The sequence below is a fragment of the Neobacillus sedimentimangrovi genome (genome assembly GCF_010614825.1).
In the GTDB taxonomy this organism is placed as follows: domain Bacteria; phylum Bacillota; class Bacilli; order Bacillales; family Cytobacillaceae; genus Neobacillus; species Neobacillus thermocopriae.
In genome coordinates this window covers 30029-52938 of the sequence record NZ_JAAFZF010000014.1, presented here as the reverse complement: position 1 = coordinate 52938, position 22910 = coordinate 30029, and the positions used below count along the sequence as shown (strand labels likewise).

26 protein-coding genes and 1 pseudogene are annotated in these 22910 nt (G+C 34.9%); 22 read left to right on the top strand and 5 right to left on the bottom strand.

Going from position 1 to position 22910, the window contains the following annotated elements; genetic code table 11:
* Positions 1-9 precede the first annotated feature (9 nt).
* The 8 genes from GZA11_RS07070 (at position 10) to GZA11_RS07035 (ending at position 6874) form a co-directional block, all read left to right on the top strand.
* Positions 10-1410: a sigma-54 interaction domain-containing protein gene (locus tag GZA11_RS07070; RefSeq protein WP_038535671.1), complete on the top strand. Its 1401-nt coding sequence runs from the start codon at positions 10-12 to the stop codon at positions 1408-1410.
* Positions 1411-1777: 367 nt separating this feature from the next.
* Positions 1778-3217, top strand: coding sequence for a lysine 2,3-aminomutase (gene kamA, locus GZA11_RS07065; RefSeq protein WP_163183296.1), 1440 nt, complete (start codon positions 1778-1780; stop codon positions 3215-3217).
* 9 nt (positions 3218-3226) lie between these two features.
* A complete protein-coding gene (locus tag GZA11_RS07060; protein WP_407938543.1) occupies positions 3227-3511 on the top strand; it encodes a YokU family protein in 285 nt (94 codons plus the stop codon).
* A 109-nt stretch (positions 3512-3620) separates the two neighbouring features.
* Positions 3621-3845, top strand: coding sequence for a YozE family protein (locus tag GZA11_RS07055; RefSeq protein ID WP_163183294.1), 225 nt, complete (start codon positions 3621-3623; stop codon positions 3843-3845).
* Between the two features lie 131 nt (positions 3846-3976).
* Positions 3977-4672 carry a hypothetical protein gene (locus GZA11_RS07050; protein ID WP_163183293.1) on the top strand — a complete coding sequence of 232 codons (696 nt, stop codon included), beginning with the start codon at positions 3977-3979 and terminating at the stop codon, positions 4670-4672.
* Between the two features lie 334 nt (positions 4673-5006).
* Positions 5007-5180, top strand: coding sequence for a YozD family protein (locus GZA11_RS07045; RefSeq protein ID WP_081905038.1), 174 nt, complete (start codon positions 5007-5009; stop codon positions 5178-5180).
* 418 nt (positions 5181-5598) lie between these two features.
* Positions 5599-6369: a sporulation protein gene (locus tag GZA11_RS07040; protein ID WP_038535663.1), complete on the top strand. Its 771-nt coding sequence runs from the start codon at positions 5599-5601 to the stop codon at positions 6367-6369.
* Between the two features lie 196 nt (positions 6370-6565).
* Positions 6566-6874: a YodL domain-containing protein gene (locus GZA11_RS07035; protein ID WP_038535660.1), complete on the top strand. Its 309-nt coding sequence runs from the start codon at positions 6566-6568 to the stop codon at positions 6872-6874.
* A gap of 39 nt (positions 6875-6913) precedes the next feature.
* Here the strand turns inward: GZA11_RS07035 and GZA11_RS16895 are convergent, their stop codons facing one another.
* Positions 6914-7042 carry a hypothetical protein gene (locus tag GZA11_RS16895; RefSeq protein WP_268926760.1) on the bottom strand — a complete coding sequence of 43 codons (129 nt, stop codon included), beginning with the start codon at positions 7040-7042 and terminating at the stop codon, positions 6914-6916.
* 178 nt (positions 7043-7220) lie between these two features.
* Between GZA11_RS16895 and deoD the strand changes: the two genes are divergently transcribed.
* From deoD to GZA11_RS07020, 3 genes are all read left to right on the top strand, one after another.
* Complete coding sequence (deoD, locus tag GZA11_RS07030) at positions 7221-7925, top strand: purine-nucleoside phosphorylase (RefSeq protein WP_038535658.1); 705 nt, start codon at positions 7221-7223, stop codon at positions 7923-7925.
* Between the two features lie 183 nt (positions 7926-8108).
* Positions 8109-9572, top strand: a complete 1464-nt coding sequence (locus GZA11_RS07025; RefSeq protein WP_269153297.1) for a lmo1851 family serine protease — start codon at positions 8109-8111, stop codon at positions 9570-9572.
* Positions 9573-9959: 387 nt separating this feature from the next.
* Positions 9960-10691, top strand: a complete 732-nt coding sequence (locus tag GZA11_RS07020; protein ID WP_231314727.1) for a hypothetical protein — start codon at positions 9960-9962, stop codon at positions 10689-10691.
* 62 nt (positions 10692-10753) lie between these two features.
* Here the strand turns inward: GZA11_RS07020 and GZA11_RS07015 are convergent, their stop codons facing one another.
* Positions 10754-10999: a hypothetical protein gene (locus GZA11_RS07015; RefSeq protein ID WP_038535651.1), complete on the bottom strand. Its 246-nt coding sequence runs from the start codon at positions 10997-10999 to the stop codon at positions 10754-10756.
* 107 nt (positions 11000-11106) lie between these two features.
* On the opposite strand from GZA11_RS07015, the gene GZA11_RS07010 reads away from it, so the two are divergent.
* Both GZA11_RS07010 and GZA11_RS07005 read left to right on the top strand, forming a co-directional pair.
* Complete coding sequence (locus GZA11_RS07010) at positions 11107-11376, top strand: hypothetical protein (RefSeq protein WP_200878233.1); 270 nt, start codon at positions 11107-11109, stop codon at positions 11374-11376.
* Between the two features lie 6 nt (positions 11377-11382).
* Positions 11383-11859, top strand: a complete 477-nt coding sequence (locus tag GZA11_RS07005; RefSeq protein WP_038535647.1) for a FixH family protein — start codon at positions 11383-11385, stop codon at positions 11857-11859.
* Positions 11860-11892: 33 nt separating this feature from the next.
* On the opposite strand, the gene GZA11_RS07000 is transcribed toward GZA11_RS07005, so the two are convergent.
* On the bottom strand, positions 11893-12366 hold the full coding sequence (locus GZA11_RS07000; RefSeq protein ID WP_038535646.1) for an Hsp20/alpha crystallin family protein: 474 nt from the start codon (positions 12364-12366) through the stop codon (positions 11893-11895).
* A gap of 198 nt (positions 12367-12564) precedes the next feature.
* Here GZA11_RS07000 and GZA11_RS06995 point away from each other — a divergent pair, with 198 nt between their 5' ends.
* The 6 genes and pseudogenes from GZA11_RS06995 to dapF all read left to right on the top strand — a co-directional run bounded on the left by GZA11_RS06995 (position 12565) and on the right by dapF (position 17912).
* Positions 12565-13347 carry an SDR family oxidoreductase gene (locus GZA11_RS06995; RefSeq protein ID WP_038535644.1) on the top strand — a complete coding sequence of 261 codons (783 nt, stop codon included), beginning with the start codon at positions 12565-12567 and terminating at the stop codon, positions 13345-13347.
* A 123-nt stretch (positions 13348-13470) separates the two neighbouring features.
* Entirely contained in the window at positions 13471-13629 is a 159-nt protein-coding gene (locus GZA11_RS16460) for a hypothetical protein (protein WP_204317748.1), read from the top strand.
* A 497-nt stretch (positions 13630-14126) separates the two neighbouring features.
* Positions 14127-14968 (top strand): annotated as a pseudogene (locus GZA11_RS06990) (sialate O-acetylesterase).
* Positions 14965-15504, top strand: a complete 540-nt coding sequence (locus tag GZA11_RS06985) for a PadR family transcriptional regulator (protein WP_163183291.1) — start codon at positions 14965-14967, stop codon at positions 15502-15504. The pseudogene GZA11_RS06990 and the gene GZA11_RS06985 overlap by 4 nt, the downstream one beginning before the upstream one ends.
* Positions 15505-16076: 572 nt before the next feature.
* Entirely contained in the window at positions 16077-16853 is a 777-nt protein-coding gene (locus GZA11_RS06980) for a hypothetical protein (protein ID WP_038535641.1), read from the top strand.
* Between the two features lie 75 nt (positions 16854-16928).
* Complete coding sequence (gene dapF, locus GZA11_RS06975) at positions 16929-17912, top strand: diaminopimelate epimerase (protein WP_163183290.1); 984 nt, start codon at positions 16929-16931, stop codon at positions 17910-17912.
* A gap of 24 nt (positions 17913-17936) precedes the next feature.
* On the opposite strand, the gene GZA11_RS06970 is transcribed toward dapF, so the two are convergent.
* On the bottom strand, positions 17937-19766 hold the full coding sequence (locus tag GZA11_RS06970; RefSeq protein WP_163183289.1) for a DNA ligase D: 1830 nt from the start codon (positions 19764-19766) through the stop codon (positions 17937-17939).
* 114 nt (positions 19767-19880) lie between these two features.
* Here GZA11_RS06970 and ku point away from each other — a divergent pair, with 114 nt between their 5' ends.
* Positions 19881-20714 carry a non-homologous end joining protein Ku gene (gene ku / locus GZA11_RS06965; protein ID WP_163183288.1) on the top strand — a complete coding sequence of 278 codons (834 nt, stop codon included), beginning with the start codon at positions 19881-19883 and terminating at the stop codon, positions 20712-20714.
* 25 nt (positions 20715-20739) lie between these two features.
* Here ku and GZA11_RS06960 read toward each other — a convergent pair whose 3' ends face one another.
* Entirely contained in the window at positions 20740-21027 is a 288-nt protein-coding gene (locus GZA11_RS06960) for a DUF6509 family protein (protein ID WP_038535635.1), read from the bottom strand.
* A 211-nt stretch (positions 21028-21238) separates the two neighbouring features.
* On the opposite strand from GZA11_RS06960, the gene GZA11_RS06955 reads away from it, so the two are divergent.
* Together GZA11_RS06955 and pfkB are read left to right on the top strand one after the other, a co-directional pair.
* Complete coding sequence (locus GZA11_RS06955; protein WP_038535632.1) at positions 21239-21991, top strand: DeoR/GlpR family DNA-binding transcription regulator; 753 nt, start codon at positions 21239-21241, stop codon at positions 21989-21991.
* Positions 21988-22902, top strand: a complete 915-nt coding sequence (gene pfkB, locus GZA11_RS06950) for a 1-phosphofructokinase (protein WP_038535631.1) — start codon at positions 21988-21990, stop codon at positions 22900-22902. Before GZA11_RS06955 ends, pfkB begins: the two co-directional genes overlap by 4 nt.
* Positions 22903-22910: the final 8 nt, after the last annotated feature.

The window sequence follows — 22910 nt, the reverse complement described above, 5'->3', positions numbered from 1 at the left end:
GGTGAAAATTTGGATCCATTAACCTCGTTGACCCGGGAAGTTCTTGCTGCCATTTTAAAAAGTATTGATGAAGGAATCCATGTGGTTAATACTGAAGGAAAAACGATTTTTTATAATGAAGTGGCAGCGAGGCACGATGGTATGGAAATAAATGAAGTACTCGGCAAACATCTGCTCGAGGCATTTCCTTCACTAACAGAGGAATCAAGTACATTGTTAAGGGTAATAAAAACAGCAAAGCCAATCTATAATCAGACACAAGTTTATGACAATTTGCATGGCAGAAGAATTGATACCATTAATACTACTCTGCCTATTCTCGTGGACGGAGAAATTATTGGCGCTGTTGAAATTGCGAAAGACTACTCTCGTATGAAGCTGTTATCTGAAAGACTGTTGGATTTGCAAAAAGGCTTAAACAAAGGGAGAAAGAAGAAAACAACAAAAAAGGTTAAATATACATTTGATGACTTGAAAACTACAAGTGCCGCCTTTAAAAGAATGAAAGATGAAGCGATCAAACTATCAAAATCCGATTCTCCTATTCTTGTCTATGGAGAAAGTGGTACTGGAAAAGAATTATTTGTTCAAGGTATTCATTATGAATCACTCCGCTCTAACGGACCATTTATTGCACAAAACTGTGCAGCTATTCCTGAAACGCTTCTTGAAAGTATTTTATTTGGTACGGCAAAAGGAAGTTATACTGGTGCGGTAGAACGAAAAGGTTTGTTTGAACTGGCAGATGGGGGAACACTTTTCTTAGATGAGCTTCATACAATGCCAATTGAACTACAGGCTAAACTTTTGAGAGTTTTAGAGGATGGGATGATTAGAAGGGTTGGGAGCTCTGAAAATATTACGGTCGATGTCCGTATCATCGCTGCTGTAAATATCCATCCCAATCAGGCCCTCCAAGAACAGCGTCTTCGATCTGATCTTTATTATCGTTTAAATGTATTCACTTTTTCCCTACCCCCATTAAGGGAAAGAAAAGAGGACATTTTATTTTTGGTGGAATTTTTTATTCATGATTATAACAAAAGGTTAAATAAGAAGATAAAAGGCTTAACCAAAGACTTGGAGGTACTTTTCTTAGAATATCATTGGCCAGGAAATGTCCGTGAATTAAAACATACGATTGAATATATGGTAAATATTTGCGAAGGTGATTTACTAAGTACTGATGATTTGCCAATTATGTTAAAACACCTTTTAGACAATAATCAAAAACAAAGGAATAAGGCTGAAACTCTATCATTAAGGAAAAACTTAGAAGAGCTAGAAAAGAGGTTAATCTCAATAGCGATGGAGAGAAGTCAAGGAAATGTCAAGCAAGCTGCTGAACTATTAGAAATCCCAAGACAGACTTTACAATATAAATTGAAAAAACAGAAAAAAGTGCCGTAATTTCGGCACTTTTTTTATTTTGAAGTTTATTTTCGAATTGGACAAATAACATGCGCAAGTGAATTAGTGGTGTTTGGCCTTTGCCCTTACTTTGCTTTTAGTCAACGTCTAATTTCTTTTGATTTATCAAGTTTTCATGATTTCAGTTGATAGAATCTCGATCGCATAAGCATTGTACGACCAAAGTGGTCGATTTGGAGGGGGTTATAGACTTTGCTGACTATGGCATCTGCGCATTGCTTTTACCAAGTTGATTCATTCTGTTTGGATTAAAAGGCAAGAAGAATCCTTGAAACTGTAATTTAACAGGCAATTGGCATGAATCTTGCATATTATCTTAATAAAGCCAGATAGGGAGGAATGGAATATGAAATCGTTTGTTTATAAACCGAAAAGGCATTGGAAAGATATTGAATTATGGAAAGATGTAACAGAAGAACAGTGGAATGACTGGCTTTGGCAATTAACCAATACCATTCGTACATTGGATGACTTAAAAAAGGTGATTAACCTTACCCCAGATGAAGAAGAAGGGGTAAGAATTTCTACAAAAACCATCCCCTTAAATATAACACCCTATTATGCTTCTTTAATGAATCCTGATGATCCACGATGTCCTATAAGAATGCAATCTGTTCCAATCTCAAAAGAATTGAATAAAACGAAATACGATTTGGAAGACCCTTTATATGAAGATGAAGATTCTCCTGTACTAGGATTAACTCATCGATATCCGGACCGAGTACTTTTTCTTGTCACGAATCAGTGCTCTATGTACTGCCGCTATTGCACACGAAGACGATTTTCCGGACAAATCGGTATGGGTGTACCGAAAAAACAACTCGATGCTGCTATTTCTTATATTAGGCAGACCCCTCAAGTAAGAGATGTATTGATTTCAGGTGGGGATGGCCTTTTAATCAATGACAATATTCTCGAATATATTTTAAAGAACTTGCGTGAAATCGATCATGTGGAAATCATCCGTATAGGTACAAGGGCACCTGTTGTGTTTCCGCAGCGGATTACTGAAAATCTCTGTAATATATTAAAAAAATATCATCCAATATGGTTAAATACTCATTTCAATACATCCATTGAAATTACGGAAGAATCGAAAAGAGCATGTGAAATGCTAGCCAATGCTGGTGTGCCGGTCGGAAACCAGTCTGTTATTCTTGCAGGTATTAATGACAGTGTTCCTATTATGAAAAAACTGATGCATGACCTAGTAAAAATTCGAGTTCGGCCATATTACATTTATCAGTGCGACCTTTCAGAAGGAATCGGCCACTTCAGGGCACCTGTTTCGAAAGGGCTGGAGATTATTGAAGGATTGCGTGGTCATACAAGCGGTTATGCTGTACCAACCTTTGTTGTCGATGCACCAGGCGGGGGTGGAAAAATTGCACTTCAACCAAATTATTTAATTTCCCAAAGTCCAGAGAAGGTTGTTCTTAGAAACTTTGAAGGCGTAATTACTTCTTATCCTGAACCGGAAAATTACATTCCTGGAAAGGCAGAAGAGTATTTTAAAGAAATCTATCCGGATATGGATGAGAAAAAATCATTAAACGGAATTGCCGGCATCATGAACGATCAGCACTTTAATCTTATTCCAGAGGGCTTGTCACGCCTGAATCGACGTGTTGCTTATAGTCAAGATCCAAATCATGCTTCATTAAAGGATAAACGTGTTAAACGGGATGAATTAAAAGAAAAGAAATATCAGGCTTTAATGCAAAAAGAAAAAAAGACAGATGCCAATTCCAACATCGGAATAGAGCCTGAGTCAAAAAATGCTTAAGGAGGGGTCATCTTGCTTTGTGATTGGTGTGGAAATACAAATGCACAAAACCATTCATGTTCCGTTTATTGGGAACTTCCAGATGGCACAAGGGCTATTGAAATAACTGAAACACCATCTATATCATGTCCGGACTGTTCGATGGTTTATCAAAAGGAAGAATTGGTAAAGGAAATTGAGGATCAACTCTTCTTAATTGATTGCAAAAGCATTGAGAAGGTAATCTCTTTTCAAGAATTAATGAACAAACCTAGGTTATTGAAACGAAATTATTTCGATTTTTCCACAGAGTAAGGAGATGAGGAGGAGACACGTACACCCATAATGCTAGACGTCACTTTTACAATTCGCTATAGTAAGATTAAGATTGCAAAAAAGTGATAATGAAGAAAGGCGACACAAGATGAGTAAATCCTTCTATCATTTCCTAATGAAATATCGGCACCCAGCTCCTAAGGATCCAATAAGCAAATTTGCTAATCATGCCTATTTAGATCATGATTTTCCTAAACATTCAACTGATTATCATGAGCTCACTTCATATCTAGAGTTAAATGGATATTACTTAGAGTCTATGTCTGTTTTTGATGATGCTTGGAATCAATACCTACTTGTACAAAAAAATTAACTGATGAAATTTAATCGTCTTCATTTTGGAGGCGATTTTTTCATTTTATGTATGCTATGCGCTTTTAAAAATTTTCTCGCATATACTATTGTAATCAATACTTACGACTATTTTAAAAAGGGGGGGAGGAAATGGCAAAAAGAAAAAAACCAAAGTATCAAATTGGAGATACAGTCGTGATTACTATTTACGGGACAGTAGGCAGAGTTACCGATGTCAAATGGCTGGACGGGGATTATTTATATGAAGTAAATAGGAGCCATGGGCTTTTTATTGAATCAGCACTACAGCTTTTTTCGGAGTATGATGGGAAAATAATGGAACATGAACATATCGACATTGAATATAAATTCTTTATCGGTGATTTGGTTCAAGTAAGCGGTTATGGTGCAGACTTATTTAAGGTGATTGGTTTTCGGACAGAGATTTGGCGTTATAAAGAAGATGCTTGGGAGGATGTAATATATGAATTGTCAAGAATTAGTGATGGACAATGGCTGGAAGTAGGAGAAGAAGAGATGACACTTGTAGCAGATGCGGAGAGTGCTGACACGTTTATACAGAAACTAGGTCTTTTATACTTAGTGGATCAAGAAAAATCTACGAAAACCCCCGCGTTACAAAATAAGGTAAGGAAAGCAGAGTATGAGGAGATTAATCGAAAAAAAGAAAAAAAGGAACTAATCGATCATCTATTAGATATTTATAACGATTACCGAATTCTTTATGAATTATTTTCAGATCAGGAATATTATCATGTAATGCGTGTGGTATTGAAAAAGTTAAAAAGTCTGGTCAGTAACGATGGTAAAAGCAGCCATGTATAGCTACCATCTGAATATTTCTATTAGCAAATAAAGTAGGAAAGGAATTCCAGACCATTTGATAAGGAGAAACATCTTGTCTAAAATTTTCTCAATGATACGGAGAAACTTGCTATTTTCTTGATTGACGTCCATAATAAATTCCTCGAAATCCCATTTTAAAATTTTCATATGATCACCTCAAAATTTTTTATTATATCCTATGCTTGTCCATGGGAAACATAACTAAAAAATTGGGGCAATCCGAAACATATTTTCCATTTCGTTCGTTGGTTTCTAAGAAAGTAGCATGAAACAGCCAATGAACTCATACATTCTGTAAAAAGGGGGCGATAACTTGAAAGAAATTGAAGTATTTATTGATACGGAAGAAATTGCTGAATTTTTCTTTCATGAGCTTGTTAAAAGGGGATACGTTCCTAGCGAAGAAGAATTAGACGAAATCGCTGATATTACGTTTGAATATTTAATTGAAAAAAATATTATAGATGAAGAAATGCAAAATGAATAAGGAAGGAAATCTATCTTTTTTGATAAGAAATGACTAGAAAGTCGAGCAGCACATGCTCGCTTTTTTATTAGATAAAAATTATATATTCAATAATTGAGAAATGCCTTGCGCCAGGGGTCCTAGTAGCGAATCGCCTTTCAATCTTTCGTGTTTCCTGTGTGTAATCGAAGTGATTTGTTGCTTTATAAAGTGTTTGCCCTTTTTAATTTGGTATTTTTAAAAAAATTGAAATATGTAATAGAAAACGAAACTTAATAGTTGATACATTCGTATAAATGATAGGAAAGAAAAATAGGTTTTATTATAGTAAGCCAAACACATTATAAGAAGGTTGCGGCATGTGTATGTGCTTATGCTAATTGCTTCTGAGAAAGAACAGAGTTAGAAAATTTTTATCAAAAAAAATGGAGGAAAAAATATGTCATTTTTTAACAAGGTATTTGCTAGTATAGGGATCGGATCAGCAACAGTTGATACAAAGGTGGAAAAAGATACGTATATGCCTGGTGAGACAGTAAAAGGTGTTGTTGAAATAAAAGGTGGTAAGGTAGAACAGAGGGTAGATGAAATTTATCTCACCTTAAATAGCACCTATTTAAAAGAATCTGATGATAAAAAATATACAGTTACTGCAGCTATCGAACGTATTAAACTCACAACACCATTTACAATAGGTGTAAATGAACGAAAAGAAATTCCGTTTTCGTTCCAACTTCCATATGATACTCCACTTTCAATTGGCAGAACAAAAGTATGGGTTTCTACCGGTCTGGATATTAAAGGAGGAGTGGATCCTAGCGACAAGGACTTCATAAAGATTGTTCCAAATCCATTAATGGCAGCTGTGTTTAATGCAGTAGAAAACCTAGGTTTTAGGATTAGAGAAGCTGATTGTGAAGAAGCACCACGAACATTCCGTGGTCGCCTACCATTTGTACAAGAATTTGAGTTTGTTCCTTTTTCTGGACCATTTCGTGGCCGTTTAGATGAGTTAGAAGTGGTATTTTTCCCATCTGGCAACGGCAGCTTAGACATTATGCTGCAGGTAGACCGACGTGCTAGAGGATTAGCAGGGCTGTTTTCAGAAGCATTAGGTACCGATGAAACATATGTCCGATTTAATGTTTCAAATGCAGATATTCCATCTATTCAAAAGCAAATTCAAAATATAATCGAGCGTTATTCTTAAAAGGGCTGCTATATAAGTATTTATTAAGTTAAGGAAAAACCCGAACTATCATGTAAACTCTAAGTTTGAGTTTCACAATAGTTCGGGTTTTTTATTGAATATTTTGATTTTTCGACAAAACAAGCAAAAATTCCGCGAAGGATTCGACACAACTAATATCTAATATTTGACTTAATCGAAAAATGGGAGGGGTACGATGATCAAATTGTTAACAAGACGAAGTACTATACCATATGATGTGACGATCTTTCAGACTCCAAAATTTCGTGAAAGAAAAGGGCATAAACAAGTATATCGAACAATAATCGAGGCTAATAGCCGAGAGAATTGCTTAGAAGAAATCTTTAGTCAATTTAACGTAACGGATCGAATTCCTGCAGATTATAAAGGCAGATTTTTATCTACATGGGATATTATATTAATTGATGAAGGAAGAGGGGGGCAATATTATTATCAACTTCAACCCGGAGGTTGGTTTTCAATCAATCGAATTTTACTGCTTTAATCGCAAATTAGAAAAAACCTAAGGAAATCCTTAGGTTTTCTAATGCTTTCTACCGCCAGCGGCACTATCTTCCTTGGCATGGGCATTATGTTCTGCAATAATGGCTTCTGGAGGAACATGATTATTTTTTTTCTTACCTTGTATTCGATTGCGATGTTTTTTTCCCATCTCAAATCCCCCTGTTACATACTTCTTTTGACATCAATGGTGTCTACCTATAGTCTCCCACAAATAAACGAAATCATGCCATTTTCATTTTTTGTTTTTCCTTATAAAACGTTTATGATATAGTGTTTTTGGTATAGATTAAAATTGTACTATCAAATATTTTGGAGGATTGAATGATATGAGTATACATATTGGTGCAAAAGAAAATGAGATAGCTGAAACAGTACTCCTTCCTGGGGATCCACTTCGAGCAAAATATATTGCTGAAAACTTTTTAGAGGGAGCCACTTGCTATAACGAAGTACGTAATATGTTTGGTTTTACCGGTACATATAAAGGGAAGAGAATTTCTGTTCAAGGAACGGGTATGGGTGTTCCATCCATTTCTATATATGTGAATGAGTTAATTCAAAGCTACAATGTACAAAATTTAATTCGAGTAGGTACATGTGGTGCCATTCAAAAAGATGTTAAGGTTCGTGATGTAATATTAGCCATGACTAGTTCTACTGATTCCAATATCAATCGTTTAACATTTGGCCATGTGGATTATGCCCCGGCTGCTAACTTTCAGTTGTTAAAAAATGCTTATGATGTAGGTGTTGAAAAAGGACTTAATCTGAAAGTGGGCAGTGTGTTTACGGCTGATTCATTTTATAATGATAATGCTGAATTAGAAAAATGGGCAAAGTATCAAATTTTAGCAATTGAAATGGAAACCACAGCCCTTTATACATTGGCAGCAAAATTTAATCGTAAGGCATTATCTATTCTAACGGTAAGTGATCATATTTTAACTGGGGAAGAAACAACAGCAGAAGAAAGACAATTAACATTTAATGATATGATTGAGGTAGCTTTGGAAGCTGCCATTAAAGAATAAGGGGGGCAAACCTCTTCCAATTGGAAGAGGTTTTAACATTTTTTTTGTTAATTTGATGAAAAAGATGTTATTCTAAAAACTAGGGGCAATATTTTTTTTCTAATATAAAATGAAAATGCTTCAGCTGTTAAGCAAATGTATTTATGGTAAATGAAAGTGGTGAAGGCTTTGGAAGAAGAGAAAATGGAACGAGTAAAGCAAGAACAAGAACAAACTGCTGAAAACAAATCTGGCTATATTCGATTAAAGAAATTTCACTTTATTATGTTGTTATTTTTTATTGTCTTTATATCAGCTGGTATAACAACAGTAGCCCTTTCATTTGGAGAAGAAAAGGTAGTTACAGTAAGTAATGACAGGGAAGAGTTTACTAAATTATATAAGGCATTTGATACGTTAAAGAATGGCTATTATAAAAAAATAAACGAACAAGAACTGATAAATGGTGCTATAAACGGTATGGTTGAATCTCTTGATGACCCTTATTCCGATTATATGACGAAAGATGAGGCGGAAAGTTTTCATAGTACGATTTCCTCTTCATTTGAAGGAATTGGTGCTGAAATTCAAGAGAAAGATGGACATATTATGATCGTTTCTCCAATAAAAAATTCCCCTGCTGAAAAGGCTGGACTTAAACCGAATGATATTATCCTATCTGTGGATGGGAAGAGCCTTCAGGGAGTTACATCTACAAAAGCCGTGACAATGATTCGCGGAAAAAAAGGTACAAAGGTGGAGCTTTCTATACAACGTCCAGGTTCTGATGCTCCTATAACCGTACCTATTATTCGTGATGAAATTCCAATTGAAACGGTTTATGGGGAAATGGTGGACGACCGAATTGCAAAAGTTCAAATTACGAGCTTTTCAACAAATACGACGAAAGAACTTACTGACAAATTAAATGAATTGAAAAGTAAAGGAATGCAAGGGTTAGTATTGGATTTGAGACAAAATCCTGGTGGGTTGTTAGACCAAGCAATTAATATTTCCAGCATGTTTGTTCCAAAAGGTAAAATTATTGTGAAAGAGCAAGATCGAAATGGTAAGGTAAAAGAAATTGCTTCACAAAACGATGGAAATCCTGAATTTCCTTTAGTTGTTTTAATCGATAAAGGTAGTGCCAGTGCCTCTGAAATTCTTGCAGCAGCTGTGAAAGAATCAGCAGCTGTACCGTTAGTAGGGGAAAAATCATTTGGAAAAGGAACGGTACAAACAGCAGCAGATTTCTCTGATGGTTCTAATATTAAGTATACGATTGCTAAATGGTTAACACCAAACGGTAATTGGATTCATAAAAAAGGGATAAAACCTGATGTGGAAGTAGCACTTCCTGAATATGCTAACCTTCCAATTATCAACCCAGAAAAAGAGCTCACATTGTCAACTTCATCTACTGAGGTTCAAACTGCACAAAAAATGTTAAAGGCCCTCGGTTACGATCCTGGAAGGGAAGATGGATTTTTCGATGAAAAAACAAAAAAAGCAGTGATGAGCTTTCAAACAGCTAATCAGCTTACCGCTGACGGCATCTTAAAGGGCGAAACAACATTGAAATTGATGGAGAAAATAAGAGAACTTATCAACACCAATGATACTCAGCTGAATAAGGCAATTGAAATCTTAAAAGAAAAAATGAAATAGTTAAAAAAGCTGTCTCATAAGCAAATTCATAAATGCTTTAGAGACAGCTTTTTTTATTAAGTATGAAAGTATATATATCACTTTGACGATGGTTAAAACCATTTGCTCAAGTGGTGAGTCGCTTTACTTAAGATCGGTTTCTATCGAAATGCCTTTACTTTTATCAATTTGTTTATACTTTTCTAATTCCATATTTTCCATTTATTTTATCTTACAGATCACTTCAATGTTTGAATGATGAATGGTTCTTAAGGCAACTATTTTAAATGTAGTTATTTACATTGGAAGGGGAATTTCATGAAAAGGACAGTCATTCTATTAATACTATATATATTTTTATTTGGCAGTGGTGTTCAGGCATCTTCAAGTTATGAAAAAACAGGGGAAATGCTTGATTGGAAAAAGGTTGACAATCTTTTTCCTAAATATTCAACATTTACAGTTGTAGATATAGAAACAGGGAAAAGGTTTAAAGTACAAAGGAGAGCTGGGAGCCACCATGCAGATGTTCAGCCTATTACTGTAAAAGATACAAAAATAATGAAGCAAATATATGGTGGTAAATGGAGCTGGAGACGCAGGGCTATTATTGTATTAGGTAAGAATAAAAAAATTGCCGCTTCGATGCACGGTATGCCTCATGGTCGAGGATCATTAAAAAATAACTTTCCTGGGCATTTTTGCATACATTTTTCCGGGAGTAAGACTCACCTGACGAATAACATGGATCTATCACATAAATTAATGGTCTTAAAAGCTGCTGGTAAATTAGAGCAATATTTAGATAAGGCCACTCCTAATGATGTGATCGATGCTTATATCGCTGGGGTGAAACAACAAGACCCAGCTATTATTTCAAGGGTATCTCTACAAAAAATTTCTTGGATACCTATTTTTAATAAAGTTGAAAACATCAATATTAGAAAAATGAAATTAATGCCTCCCGAAGACCAAAAAAACGAATTAAGTTTAAAGGTACCGGTAGAAATAGAGTGGTATTTAAAGGATAGTGGAAGGGAACTGTTTAAAGGAGAAATTCATTTAGTACGTTTTACACCATTAGATGCATGGAAAGTTGATTCTCAAGATTTTTTGAAAGAAAATAACCTTTTAAATTAATGTGAAAAACACCTTTATTTAACGGGTGACCGTAATAAAGGTGTTTTTTATTTGAAATCACATTATAATGGCTGTTCACCAAATTTGATAAATGTCCGTTCATCTTCAATTAACCCGCAGGCTGCGCATTGAATGCGATATTCCGGACCAGTATAGGGCTGATGAAAAGGTTCTAATTCATTTTCATTATATTCCTTGATAATTTCCCCTGTTTGAGGATTAAGTTTTACAGAATGGGATACCTGTTGAATTAGATTAAATCGGCTACGATTTGTTTTGCAGTTTGGACATCTGTAAGGGGTAGCCATAACTTTCTCCTTTCATTACAATTTTATTATTATTTTTGCAATATTGTCATGAAATATGTAAACTTGCAGTGAGACTATTAGAAAGGAATGTATGTAGTTTGGAAAATGTGAATTTTGATGAATTGTTACAGGAATACCGATCCATCTGGAATAACCGTAAATTAAATGCTGAGGGTAATACGAGTAAAGAAATACTTATGGATGCAATTAAAAGGGAATTGCTAGATGAAAACACTCATCCAAGAGTTAGAAAAGGAATATATGAAAAATATTTTACAGCGAGTAAAAGAATTATCTATTCGGTCCTTTCGCAAGAGACGAAACTTTTGTTATTAAACCTTCATTTAAAAGTACTTGAGGATATAAATAAGGAGTGATTTGCAGTGAGAAAAATTGGTTTTGTGATTACTGTCCTATTATTAATTCTAACGGCTACTGCATGCAATAAGCAGGCTGAGCATCCTAACACTCCTCCAGAAATGATTGAAGTAGATTTAAGCATTAACCCTGAAAATGCAAAACCGAATGAACCTGTAGTTTTTGAAGCAAAGGTTACACAAGGAAAAGAAGTGGTAACGGATGCTGATGAGGTTGTTTTTGAAATTTGGAGAGCAAAGGACGAAAAACATACGAAAATTGAAGTAAAGCATGCTGAAAATGGTATTTATCGACTGGAAAAAAACTTCCCAAAAGAAGGAACCTATTATATCATTTCCCATGTTACAGCAAGAGATATGCATAATATGCCAAAAAAGGAATTTGTTGTTGGTAAGCCAAGCGAGCCTGAAATCAACAATGAAAAAGAATCAATGGATGAAATGAATATGGAGGAACATGATCCATCAACTGAAGGTCATTAATGAAGTGAAAAAGACAGCAGTAATAGCTGTCTTTTACCATTTTTCCGTAACGTCAATTTCGGTGTATTGCATATCGATATTTTTGGGGATTCTAATCTCAAGGATTCCATCTTTAAGATTGGCTTCGCCTCCTTTTTTTTTGACAATAGCTGGTAGAGTAATGGTATGTTTCTCTCCATATTCGGGAAAATGTTCAATAATCAGTTGATTGGATGTGTGATACAGACGGAGTTTTTTTAACGCGTCGTGGTTATTTATCGGGATCCTTATATAAACATGATCATGAGTTTCATAAGTGGAAGCATTTATTCGATTTGCTGAGGAATGGGAATTGGAATCCGAAGGCTGAAATTGCTGAAAAACATCATTAGGATTCATCATTCCCTGCATATTTGGCATCATTTTTTCAAGGAGATCTTGAACATATTTTTCAATCTCTTCTGGTTTCATTTTTTGCAATGTGTCACGGAGATTTTTATTAAAAGGAAACATATTCCAAGGAAACATCTCTTTTCATCCTTTCAGCATCCTGTAATTCTTATGCCTACTTTCATTAATATCCATTTTATGCTTTCTTTGACCCATTCGTTATCGTTCCATTATTCCAGATATTTAGCTAGCTTAAGGATAAAATGATTTGCAATACTAATTGAAAATTTTTAACATATAATTAAGGTTAAATATATGTTTAGAGAGGGAATTTTTGTGAAGAATAGAACGGCTTTGATTACAGGAGGAGCTTCCGGAATTGGTAAAAAGACGGCAATGGTACTTGCTGAAAAGGGTTGTCAGGTAATTATTAATTATCGTAATAGAGAAGCGGAAGCAATTTCTTTAGCAAAGCATCTAGAACATTGCTATGGAACTAAATGCCTGGCTGTCCAAGGGGATGTAGCTTTAGAAGAGGATTGTAATCGTATAGTAAATAAATCAATGTCTGTATTTAAAACAATCGATATTTTAATACATAATGCAGGTCCATATATACATGAAAGAAAAAAAATGACAGAGTATTCTTCTGAGGAATGGAATTATTTAATTCATGGAAATTTAAGTGCCGCATTCCACTTATCTAAACAAGTTATACCTATTATGAGAAAGCAAAAATGGGGGAGAATTATTACCTTAGGATTTGATCGGGTGGAAACAGCCCCTGGATGGATTTATCGGTCTGCTTTTGCGGCGGCAAAAACGGGACTCGCATCCTTGACAAGGACTATTGCACTTGAAGAGGCTGAAAATGGTATTACAGCAAACATGATCTGCCCCGGTGATATTACAAATGATTGGAAAGAGGAAAGCATTCAAGATGCTTTAGTTGCAGAAAAATGTACAACTAATACGGGTACTGGAAGACCAGGAACCGGTGAAGATATCGCAAGAGTAATCTCATTTTTAGTTGAAGAAAAATCTGATTTCATTACCGGTAGTATTATTCCTGTGACAGGGGGTATTGATGTTTTAGGAAAGGCATTAAAACATCATTGATAAAGGGATTTGAGTATTTTTCATGAATGAATTGACAATTTTTTGAACAATTAGATTTCATGTATAATAATTGCTCCTTTTGAAGATAATAGCAAATAATTATTAATGAAAGGAGCAAAGGTAATGAGTTTTAACCTCAATAGAATTAATCCTAACCAAACCCAAGTATTTTTTCATGATGGTCGTTTTGAAACCCTGACTAACGAAGAACTTGAAGACTTTTTGCTCCAAATGGGCCTTAGTGATGTACAAGAATCTCTCGAACAAGATGCAACGGAATAAATATTGCTAGATGTGTGCAAGTTCCCTAATTAGCAGAGTATGGTTCCAACCAAAAGTGTTCTCTTTTCGGGTGTAAGATGTATACAATGAGATAAAGAAAACATTTAGTGTCGATCGATGTGAACAGCGTAGATCGGAGAACAAAAACTTTGCTACAAGGGAGCCTATGCTCAACCATTCTAGAAAATTGAAAATAGACTTGCTTATAGAGGCTGACCCAAAAGGTTCTAAAAACACCTTTTCAGGGGTCAGCTTTTCTTTTTAAAAGCATTTATTGGTTATCACTGACCATAAAAAATACATTCAAAATCATAATCTCTATTAAATTCAAGGACGAAAAAATTCATAAAGAATAAATTTATATGGGTTTAGGTGGGGGCGTTTGTTTATAGAAAAATATCGAATAGTAATCTTAACCTGGTAAATCCGAATAACTCTGACAGAAACCTAGTTGACAATAGTCTAATTAGACTATTATGTAAAGGAATGAAAATGAAATGATAAAATCATTTTTAATGTTAGGACAATCGAATATGGCTGGTCGTGGATTCTTGCATGAGGTAGAACCTATTTATAATGAAAAAATAAAAATGCTTCGTAATGGTCAGTGGCAAATGATGACAGAGCCGATTAATTATGATCGCCCTGTTGCTGGTGTAAGTCTAGCAGCATCATTTGCAGAGGCATGGTCGAAAGCCCACCCAGATGAAGAAATTGGTTTAATTCCTTGTGCGGAAGGTGGCAGTTCTTTAGATGATTGGCATCCAGAAGGGACTCTATTCCAGCATGCTTGTCCGAAGCTCGCTTTGCTCTTAAAACGAGTGAAATTTGTGGCATACTTTGGCATCAAGGTGAAAGTGACAGCCATAGTTCTTTACATGAAACGTATTATGAGAAGTTATCTCTCATTATTGAAACTTTGCGTAAAGAATTAAATCTTCAAAATGTCCCATTAATTATCGGTGGACTTGGTGATTTTTTAGGAAAAAAAGGTTTCGGAAAGGACTTAACAGAATTTCAAAAAATCAACGAAGAATTACGTCGATTTGCTTATGAACAGGATCATTGTTACTTTGTAACTGCAGAAGGTTTTACAGCCAATCCAGATGGTATTCATTTAAACGCCGTTTCCCAACGAAAATTCGGTTATCGTTACTTCGATGCGTATTCGAAAAAGTGTCATATTTTAGAGCCTCTTCCAAATGAAAATGAATCACTAAAAGTTAACACGAACTATTCGAAAACAGAACTTATTTATATTAATATGATGAATATAGCTTTTGGTAAAATCACATATGATGAATTTGAATCACAAATGTCAAAGGTGATGCAGCTTTGATTCCCTTACTAATCCTTGGCTTACTTATACAAAACCCTGGAGCTCATGGATACGAACTTTTAAATTTGATGGGGAAACGACATTATAAGTATATTGTTAACTTTACTAAAGGTTCATTTTATTACAATTTACAACAACTCGAAAAAAAGGGCTTTATTGAACAAATTCAACAAATGAGTTCAATTAATAATCGCGAAGTTAACACTTATAAAATCACATCTCTAGGACTTGAAGAATTTGATAAATTAATGACCAAATATGGGACTAAGTCTGAGTATGTTAACTTACAATTCTATGGGGCATTACTTTTTGCAGAAGAAATCGATAAAAATAAATTATTAGAATTAATTCAATCACAAATTGAACAAACTGAAGCCAAAATTGCTCTTCTCGATGAGTACCTAGCTAACAGTAAAGAATTACCTGGTAAAATTGAATATTTTCGTCGCATGAACGAAAATTCTCGTTCCCACCATTTAGTGAACTTAAATTGGTTTAAAAAATTGAAGGCAGATATAGAAAAAGCTGTTGAATAAGTAAAAACAAAAATCACCTATCATTTCTTTTTAGAAAAATTGATAGGTGATTATTAATGTAGACCAACATTATGCTTAATTACATACTTCACCATATGGGATCATTGTTGAATAATGAAATTCACCCAAAACGTAACAATATATAAAAATGCTATAAAACAATATGGCCGATTGTGGAATAGTAAAAAACTACTTTCCATTCATCTACAAAAGAAAATCATACTTTTTTGGGTTGATTGAACACGTTGACGAAATAAACCGAAATTGAACGGTTTTCTTTTAATTTGCATATTCATTTTTCTAATCTATTGCTTTGACAGTGAGGTGCGCAGTCTCTCTACAAGGTTCCCCTTTCTTGGCCGCTGAAAGCAAAACTTCTAAAACAGAAATTGATAGACAAGATTTAGAGTAAAAAAGGACTATTCTAGTAAATTGTCCTTATCAGATCCCGCTTTTTTTTCTACGTCGAATGAACCGTACGGGTTATATTACATGTTAAATATAATCCCCTATCATTTTTGTACACCTTTCTAAATAAACTACTATAAGAGGATTTGATAAGGAGTTTTTTTATGAAAATATATGACTATTATCGTGATATAGCTTCGATTCGGTTAAATGAAAGTATTGTAGCACTAGTTCCACCAACGATAATCATTGGTGGAAATCTATCATTTTTTAAAAACCATGAAATCATGCTATTCACTCTCCCATTTTTCTTTTATAGTTTTATCAGTTTTCATCTCTATCTTTTCCGAATGAAGCAGTCGTTTATCATCCGTAGAAAGATGGAAAAGACTGAACTGAATCGGTGTAATACTTCATTATTTCAAAGCTCGTCCCTTTTGGTTATGTTCCTAGATGTAGGAACCTCACAGCTTCAATTTTATTTTCCAAATGGTCATATGGCAGGGATCATACAAAAAAAACGTAGAAGGGGTTTTCCCTTCTTGGGGGTCCCTAATCAATATACGTTTACGAACCAAACAGGAGAGATAATTGGTTCCTTCAAGGTAAAGCGAAATAATAGAATTAAAATTGAAGTATATGATCGTGAAAATAACTTTTTAGGATGTTACGAGAAAAAGAGAAAAAGTTCAGAAATCATAGATGCTGAGGGGAGATTTGTAGGAAAACTCATTAGTTCAAATGCATTTATGGATGAGCGGATTATCAATAGAGATAATGAGCAGTCAGTCCGCTTGAGGAGAGGATGGATGCCTTTACATTGGAGCGAGTTTTTTCCCGAAGCAAATACTCCAGTACTCACGTTTTCAGAAAACCTCTCAAAACAGGAAAAGCTTCTTCAAATGTCATTTTTAATTAATGAGTTCTTTATTGAAAGATAAGCAATTAGTTCCACTTATCCCTATTGTTTGTTATGATAGAATATAATTCAGATACAACATGATGGGGGTTTTTTTGTGGAATTATCATTGATTAAAGGGCATGGATCGGGAAATGATTTTCTGATTATTAATGAAATATTAAATGAAGTCCATTTGACTGAGAGCGATCGGGCTAAGCTTGCACAATTACTTTGTAATAGGGAAACAGAGCTTGGTGCCGATGGAATTCTGTTTGTTATGAGCAGCGAACGAGCAGACGGTAGAATGAGGGTCTTTAATGCAGATGGTTCTGAAGCATCCATGTGTGGCAATGGACTTCGTCTAGTGGCTCGCTCGATTTGTGAGTTATATGGAAAAAACGAAGCCATTATTGAAACGATGAAGAAAGATCTTAAAGTTCGCAAACAAGAGGAACTTTATCCTAACGTCCACACTTACCAGGTGGAGATTTCTCCAGTTTTGTTTGAATTAAAAGCTCTTCCCCTAAATCTAAATAAAACGACATTATATAATGAAACCATTAAAGAATTATCATCCGATTTAAAGTTTACTGCACTTGCCGTGCCAAACCCGCATTTAATTTCAATTGTGGACTCGGGAGTGTTGATGAGTGATGTCCAACAGACTATTAGTGAAAAAGTGAATGGACCTAATCATTTGTTTCCTGATGGTGTAAATGTAAGTTTTGTAAAGCCTATTCAATCAAATACTATTTATGTACGAACCTATGAACGTGGGGTAGGCTTTACCAATGCATGTGGAACAGCCATGTCTGCCTCCTCGCTTGTCACATGCCTCCAGGGAATAAACGAATTTGAAAAAATGATTGATGTTTATAATAATGGTGGAAGAGTCCAATGCATTGTTCATAAAGATGGGGAGAAATATTATATTGATTTAATTGGTAATGCTACTTACCTCTATGAAGCATCAGTAAAAGTGGATTTAGAGCAAATGTCGTTTTCAGTGACATCCAAAAAAGAGTTCACTGAGCAAGATGCCTATGAGAAATTACAAGCAGAGGCTAAGCAATTCTTAAATGAAACCATAAAAGGATAAGGTGACATACCTTATCCTTATTTTTTACCCTTTTTTTAATACATCTAGTACTTGGGAAAAAGGTTGAATCGCTTTAGTGTGAAAATACGTTCTAAAAGGGTCTCCATGATTTTTTATTCGTTGCAAAACATTTTGCATCGTAAAAGTTTTCGGATTCAGTTTTTCGTCTACCTCATCCCAAAACAGTGGTGTGGCAATTCCTCCATATTCATTTCCCCGTAAGGAATAAGGGGCAATAACTGTTTTTCCTTCACCATGCTGCACATAATCGATATACAGTTTGTTTCCCCGATTCTTTTTCATTCTTTCAATGGTAAAGGAATCGGGATCTTGTGAAACTAAGTATTCAGCAATAAAGCTGGTAAACAGTCTTGTATCGTCATATGTAAATTTTCCTTCTGGTAAAGGGAGATAGATTTGCAACCCTTTATTTCCGGATGTTTTAATAAAACCAATTAAATTTAATCGGTCGAAAACATTTTTTATCATTAAAGCTGCCTTAATTGCCAAATGAAACTCATCAATTGATGGTGGGTCTAAATCAAAGACAATTTCACTTGGACCTGTGCTGTTAATGGTATCGAATGGTATGTGGTATTCAATTGCTAATTGATTTCCAAGCCAAATAAGGGTTTTAAGATTATTGCATACAATATAATTTATCCCATTCGATTGCTGTGTATCTACAAAGTCAGGTGCATACGCGGGACAGTTTTTTTGGTAAAAAGCTTCACCGAACATCCCATGTGGGTACCTAATTACTGTAAGGAGACGATTTTTTAAAAATGGCATTAAGTAAGGAGATACTTCCCGCAAGTAGTGAATGAATTCAGACTTTAGTATCTTTGGCTTTTCCCATAACGGTTTTTCTGGATGAGTAATCTCTATGTCTTTAGGTAAGTTCTTTTGTTGAAAAATAAAATTTTCGTAAGTACAGTCAGCAGGGGTTAAATCGAACCGAAATCGGTCAAAATGAGGCTCACGAAGCTGGTTGTCATAAAGTTCTAAATATTTGACTTCCAAACAGATAGCAGGCTCAACGAAAATAAATTGTTCGTCTTCTCTGACCATGTTTTGCTTCATAATGTTTCTAAGCGCTTGTTTTTCATCTTGTTTAAACCCAAAAAGCACATGGCCAATGTTGACTATTTCTTCCTCTTTGAAAACGCAAACTGAGAAATATCCATTGTTTTTATCATATGAAGTCACAAAGCAATGAACGTATTTCCAATTTTTGTATTTTAACCATTGTGGTGAACGTTTCCCTTCCTCCCAAAGACTGTTTTTGTGTTTGGCAACAATCCCTTCTCCATCGTAAAGAACTACCTTTTCCCATAAATCGTGGAAGTCATTGAAAGCGAGAACCGGCTGTAGCAGTTGATTATTATATGGATCAACCTCAAGATCGATGCCTATGGTTTTAAATAATTGCAACAGCTGTTTTTTTCGGCTTAGCAATGGTTGTTGATGCAAAGGGTTACCATTAATTGTAAGTAAATCAAAAACCAATAATCTACATGGTGATTTGGCTGCCATTTCTTTAACCTTTTTCCCAGTTTTTAATCTTCCACGTACTTGAATAGCAGCAAAATTTGCCCTGTACGGATTTATTAGGGAAACAAGCTCTCCATCGAGAACCAAAGGTAAGTATGGTTTGAATTTTTCTTTGTAATCTAATAAAAACTGGTTGATTTCAGGGAATTGCGGTAAAAGTGATTTTTTATTTCGACTCATTAATTTGATACTGTTTTCCGTCCATATGAGAATAGCTCGAAATCCATCATATTTTACTTCATATAACCAATCTGGGTTCACTGGCCGTTTGAATGTAAGTGTCGGGAGCATTGGTTTCATCGTTTTTCTCCTTCATAATGTATGCATTAAGAAATTATCTTCTTCCAATAGTTTTTACGGATTCAATCAAAAGGTATACGCATAATAAAATCAAAAAAGATTGGAGATTTTACGATGCATACAATGTGGAAAGGGAGTATCAGCTTTGGGCTTGTCAACATCCCGATCAAACTCCATTCGGCAACAGAGGATAAGGATATTAAGCTTCGAACACTGCATAAAAAATGTCATGCACCTATACGATATGAAAAAATTTGTTCCGTTTGTGAGGAAGAAGTAAAGCCCGAAGATATTGTGAAGGCGTATGAATATACAAAAGGTAAATTCGTTGTCCTTGACAATGAAGAACTAGAAAAACTTCGGAAAGAAAACGAAGATAAAGCTGTGGAGATTATTGATTTTGTGAAAATAGAAGAAATTGATCCCATTTACTTTGACAGAAGTTATTATATGTCGCCAAATGAAGGTGGGGGAAAGGCTTATTCTTTGTTACGCAAGGCGTTACAGGAATCAGGCAAAGTAGGAATTGCAAAAATTATTATTCGCTCAAAAGAACAGCTGGCTGTTATTCGTGTTTACGAAAACACATTGGTAATGGAAACAATCCATTTTCCAGACGAAGTTCGGAATGCGGAAGATGTGCCTAATATTCCCTCAGATGATAAAGTGACAAAAAAAGAACTTGATACAGCAATTTTATTGATTGATCAATTAACTAGTACATTTAAGCCTGAAAAATATCATGATGAATATCGATCAGCTTTGTTAGAGTTAATTGAATCCAAGCGACAGGGGCAAGAAACAGTCACGGCTGCCACCAAGGAACCTGCTACTAATGTGACCGATTTAATGGCAGCTCTTCAAGCCTCGATTGACAGAACCAAACCAAAAAAAGCGGCATCTCGAACGAAGAAAAAGGCTGCATCCAGAGTAAAAAAAGAAGCTTGAAAAAAAGCAGGGTTCACCCTGCTTTTTACTCTTCTATTGTATTTGCTTTACAATAGTTAAGCACCATGTTCTCTTCTTCTTCCTCTAAAGCGAAGTCAAGAACTTCATCATTTCCTTTTTCGTAAAAGTGATAATTAAAAATTTTTCCTTGATTTTCTTCAATACCAAATAATACTCTTAATCCTACACCATTTTCAGAGTAAAGTTCATCCTCTTCATCTACCTCAAGATCAAGAAAAAATTCGTAACGATCACCAGTTAACAGTCCGAATGGATCTTCCAACTTTTCAACGGTGTGACCAATAATCTTCAAGTCGTATCATCCTTTACCAATGTATCATCGGTTTCTATTATACATCATGTATAAAAAATTTATAAAGTTTGAATGGAGAACTAGCACCAAACCTATCACAACCAATCAAAAACAATCATTTTTTGAATGTTTTTAGAAGAAAATGATTGACTTGCTGCAATCGTTTTCAGTATTATGAAGTGGAGAAATTTTGTTTTAAAGGTGGAATGACATGCTTACACCAGAACGTCATCAAATTATCCTTCAATTGCTGAAGGAAAAAGGAATCGTAAAAATACAGGAAATAATGGAATTGACGAATTCTTCGGAATCTACAATCCGGAGGGATTTATCTCAATTGGAAGAGCAAAAGTTTCTAAAAAGAATCCATGGTGGGGCTTCCAGACTACAGGGAAAACTACAGGAACTAAGCATGATTGAGAAATCCTCCAAAAACCTTCAAGAAAAACGAATGATTGCAAAATATGCTGCAAGTTTAGTGGAGGAGGGAGATTGTATTTATTTGGATGCAGGTTCGACAGTATTTGAAATGATACAGTATTTGCCATTAAAAGATCTTGTGGTAGTAACAAACGGCTTTATGCATTTACCTGGATTGATCAGTAAAGGAATTACTACCTATATCCTTGGAGGATTAGCAAAATCCAAAACAAATGCCATAATTGGTAGAAGCGCACTTGAAAGCCTTGATCTATATCGATTTGATAAATGCTTCATGGGTGTGAACGGTATCCACCCTCAGTTTGGTTACACGACTCCTGATCAAGAAGAAGCAATGGTAAAGCAAAAAGCCATAAGTCTTTCGAGAGAGGCATTTGTATTGGCCGATAACACGAAGTTTTCTGAAATTTCATTCGCGAAAATAGCTGATATTCACGAAGCAACTATTATTACGAATGAATTGCCAGATGAATTAGAAAACCAATATTTGAATAGAACTACGATTAAGGTTGTGACAGCATGATATATACATTAACAATAAATCCATCTGTAGATTATATTGTTCAGCTTGAACACTTTCAACTTGGCAAATTAAATCGAACCAAAAGTGAAGCTAAATTTCCTGGTGGAAAAGGGATAAATGTATCTAGAGTTTTAAAACAGTTGGATATTCCAAGTAAAGCACTTGGGTTTATTGGAGGATTTACCGGTACATATATAAAACAGTTTCTGGAAAATGAAAAAATTTTAACAGACTTTATTAGAGTAAAAGAGGATACACGCATTAATATCAAACTAAAAACGGGTCAAGAAACGGAAATTAATGCCAATGGTCCTAGAATTTCTGAAGAGGATTTTACCGCATTAATAAAACAAATCAAGAATCTTAAATCAGACGACATTTTAGTATTGGCAGGAAGTATCCCAGGATCATTACCTAAAACAACATACTTAGAGCTTGTAGAGATTTGTAAAGAAAATGGGACACCATTCATTGTAGATGCGGAAGGCGAATTACTGAAAAAGGTGCTTCCTTATCAACCTTTTTTAATAAAGCCAAATCATCACGAACTAGGTCAAATATTTGATACTAAAATTTCTATCCCTGAGGAAGTCGTTCCTTATGGAAAAAAACTAATTGAAATGGGCGCTCAAAATGTCATTGTTTCTTTAGCTGACAAGGGAGCTGTGTTTATCAGTGAAGATTTCACATGTTTGGCAAAGGTACCTAAAGGTGAGGTAAAAAATTCTGTTGGTGCTGGTGACTCGATGGTTGCAGGTTTTTTAGCTGCTTTTGAAAAAACAAAAAATAAAGAAACTGCATTTCGTTATAGTGTTGCTTCTGGAAGTGCGACTGCATTTTCTCTTGAACTTTGTACAAAGGAAAAAGTTGAAGAACTTTTTCATCAAGTTGAAATCATAAAAATTCTCTAGGGGAGAGA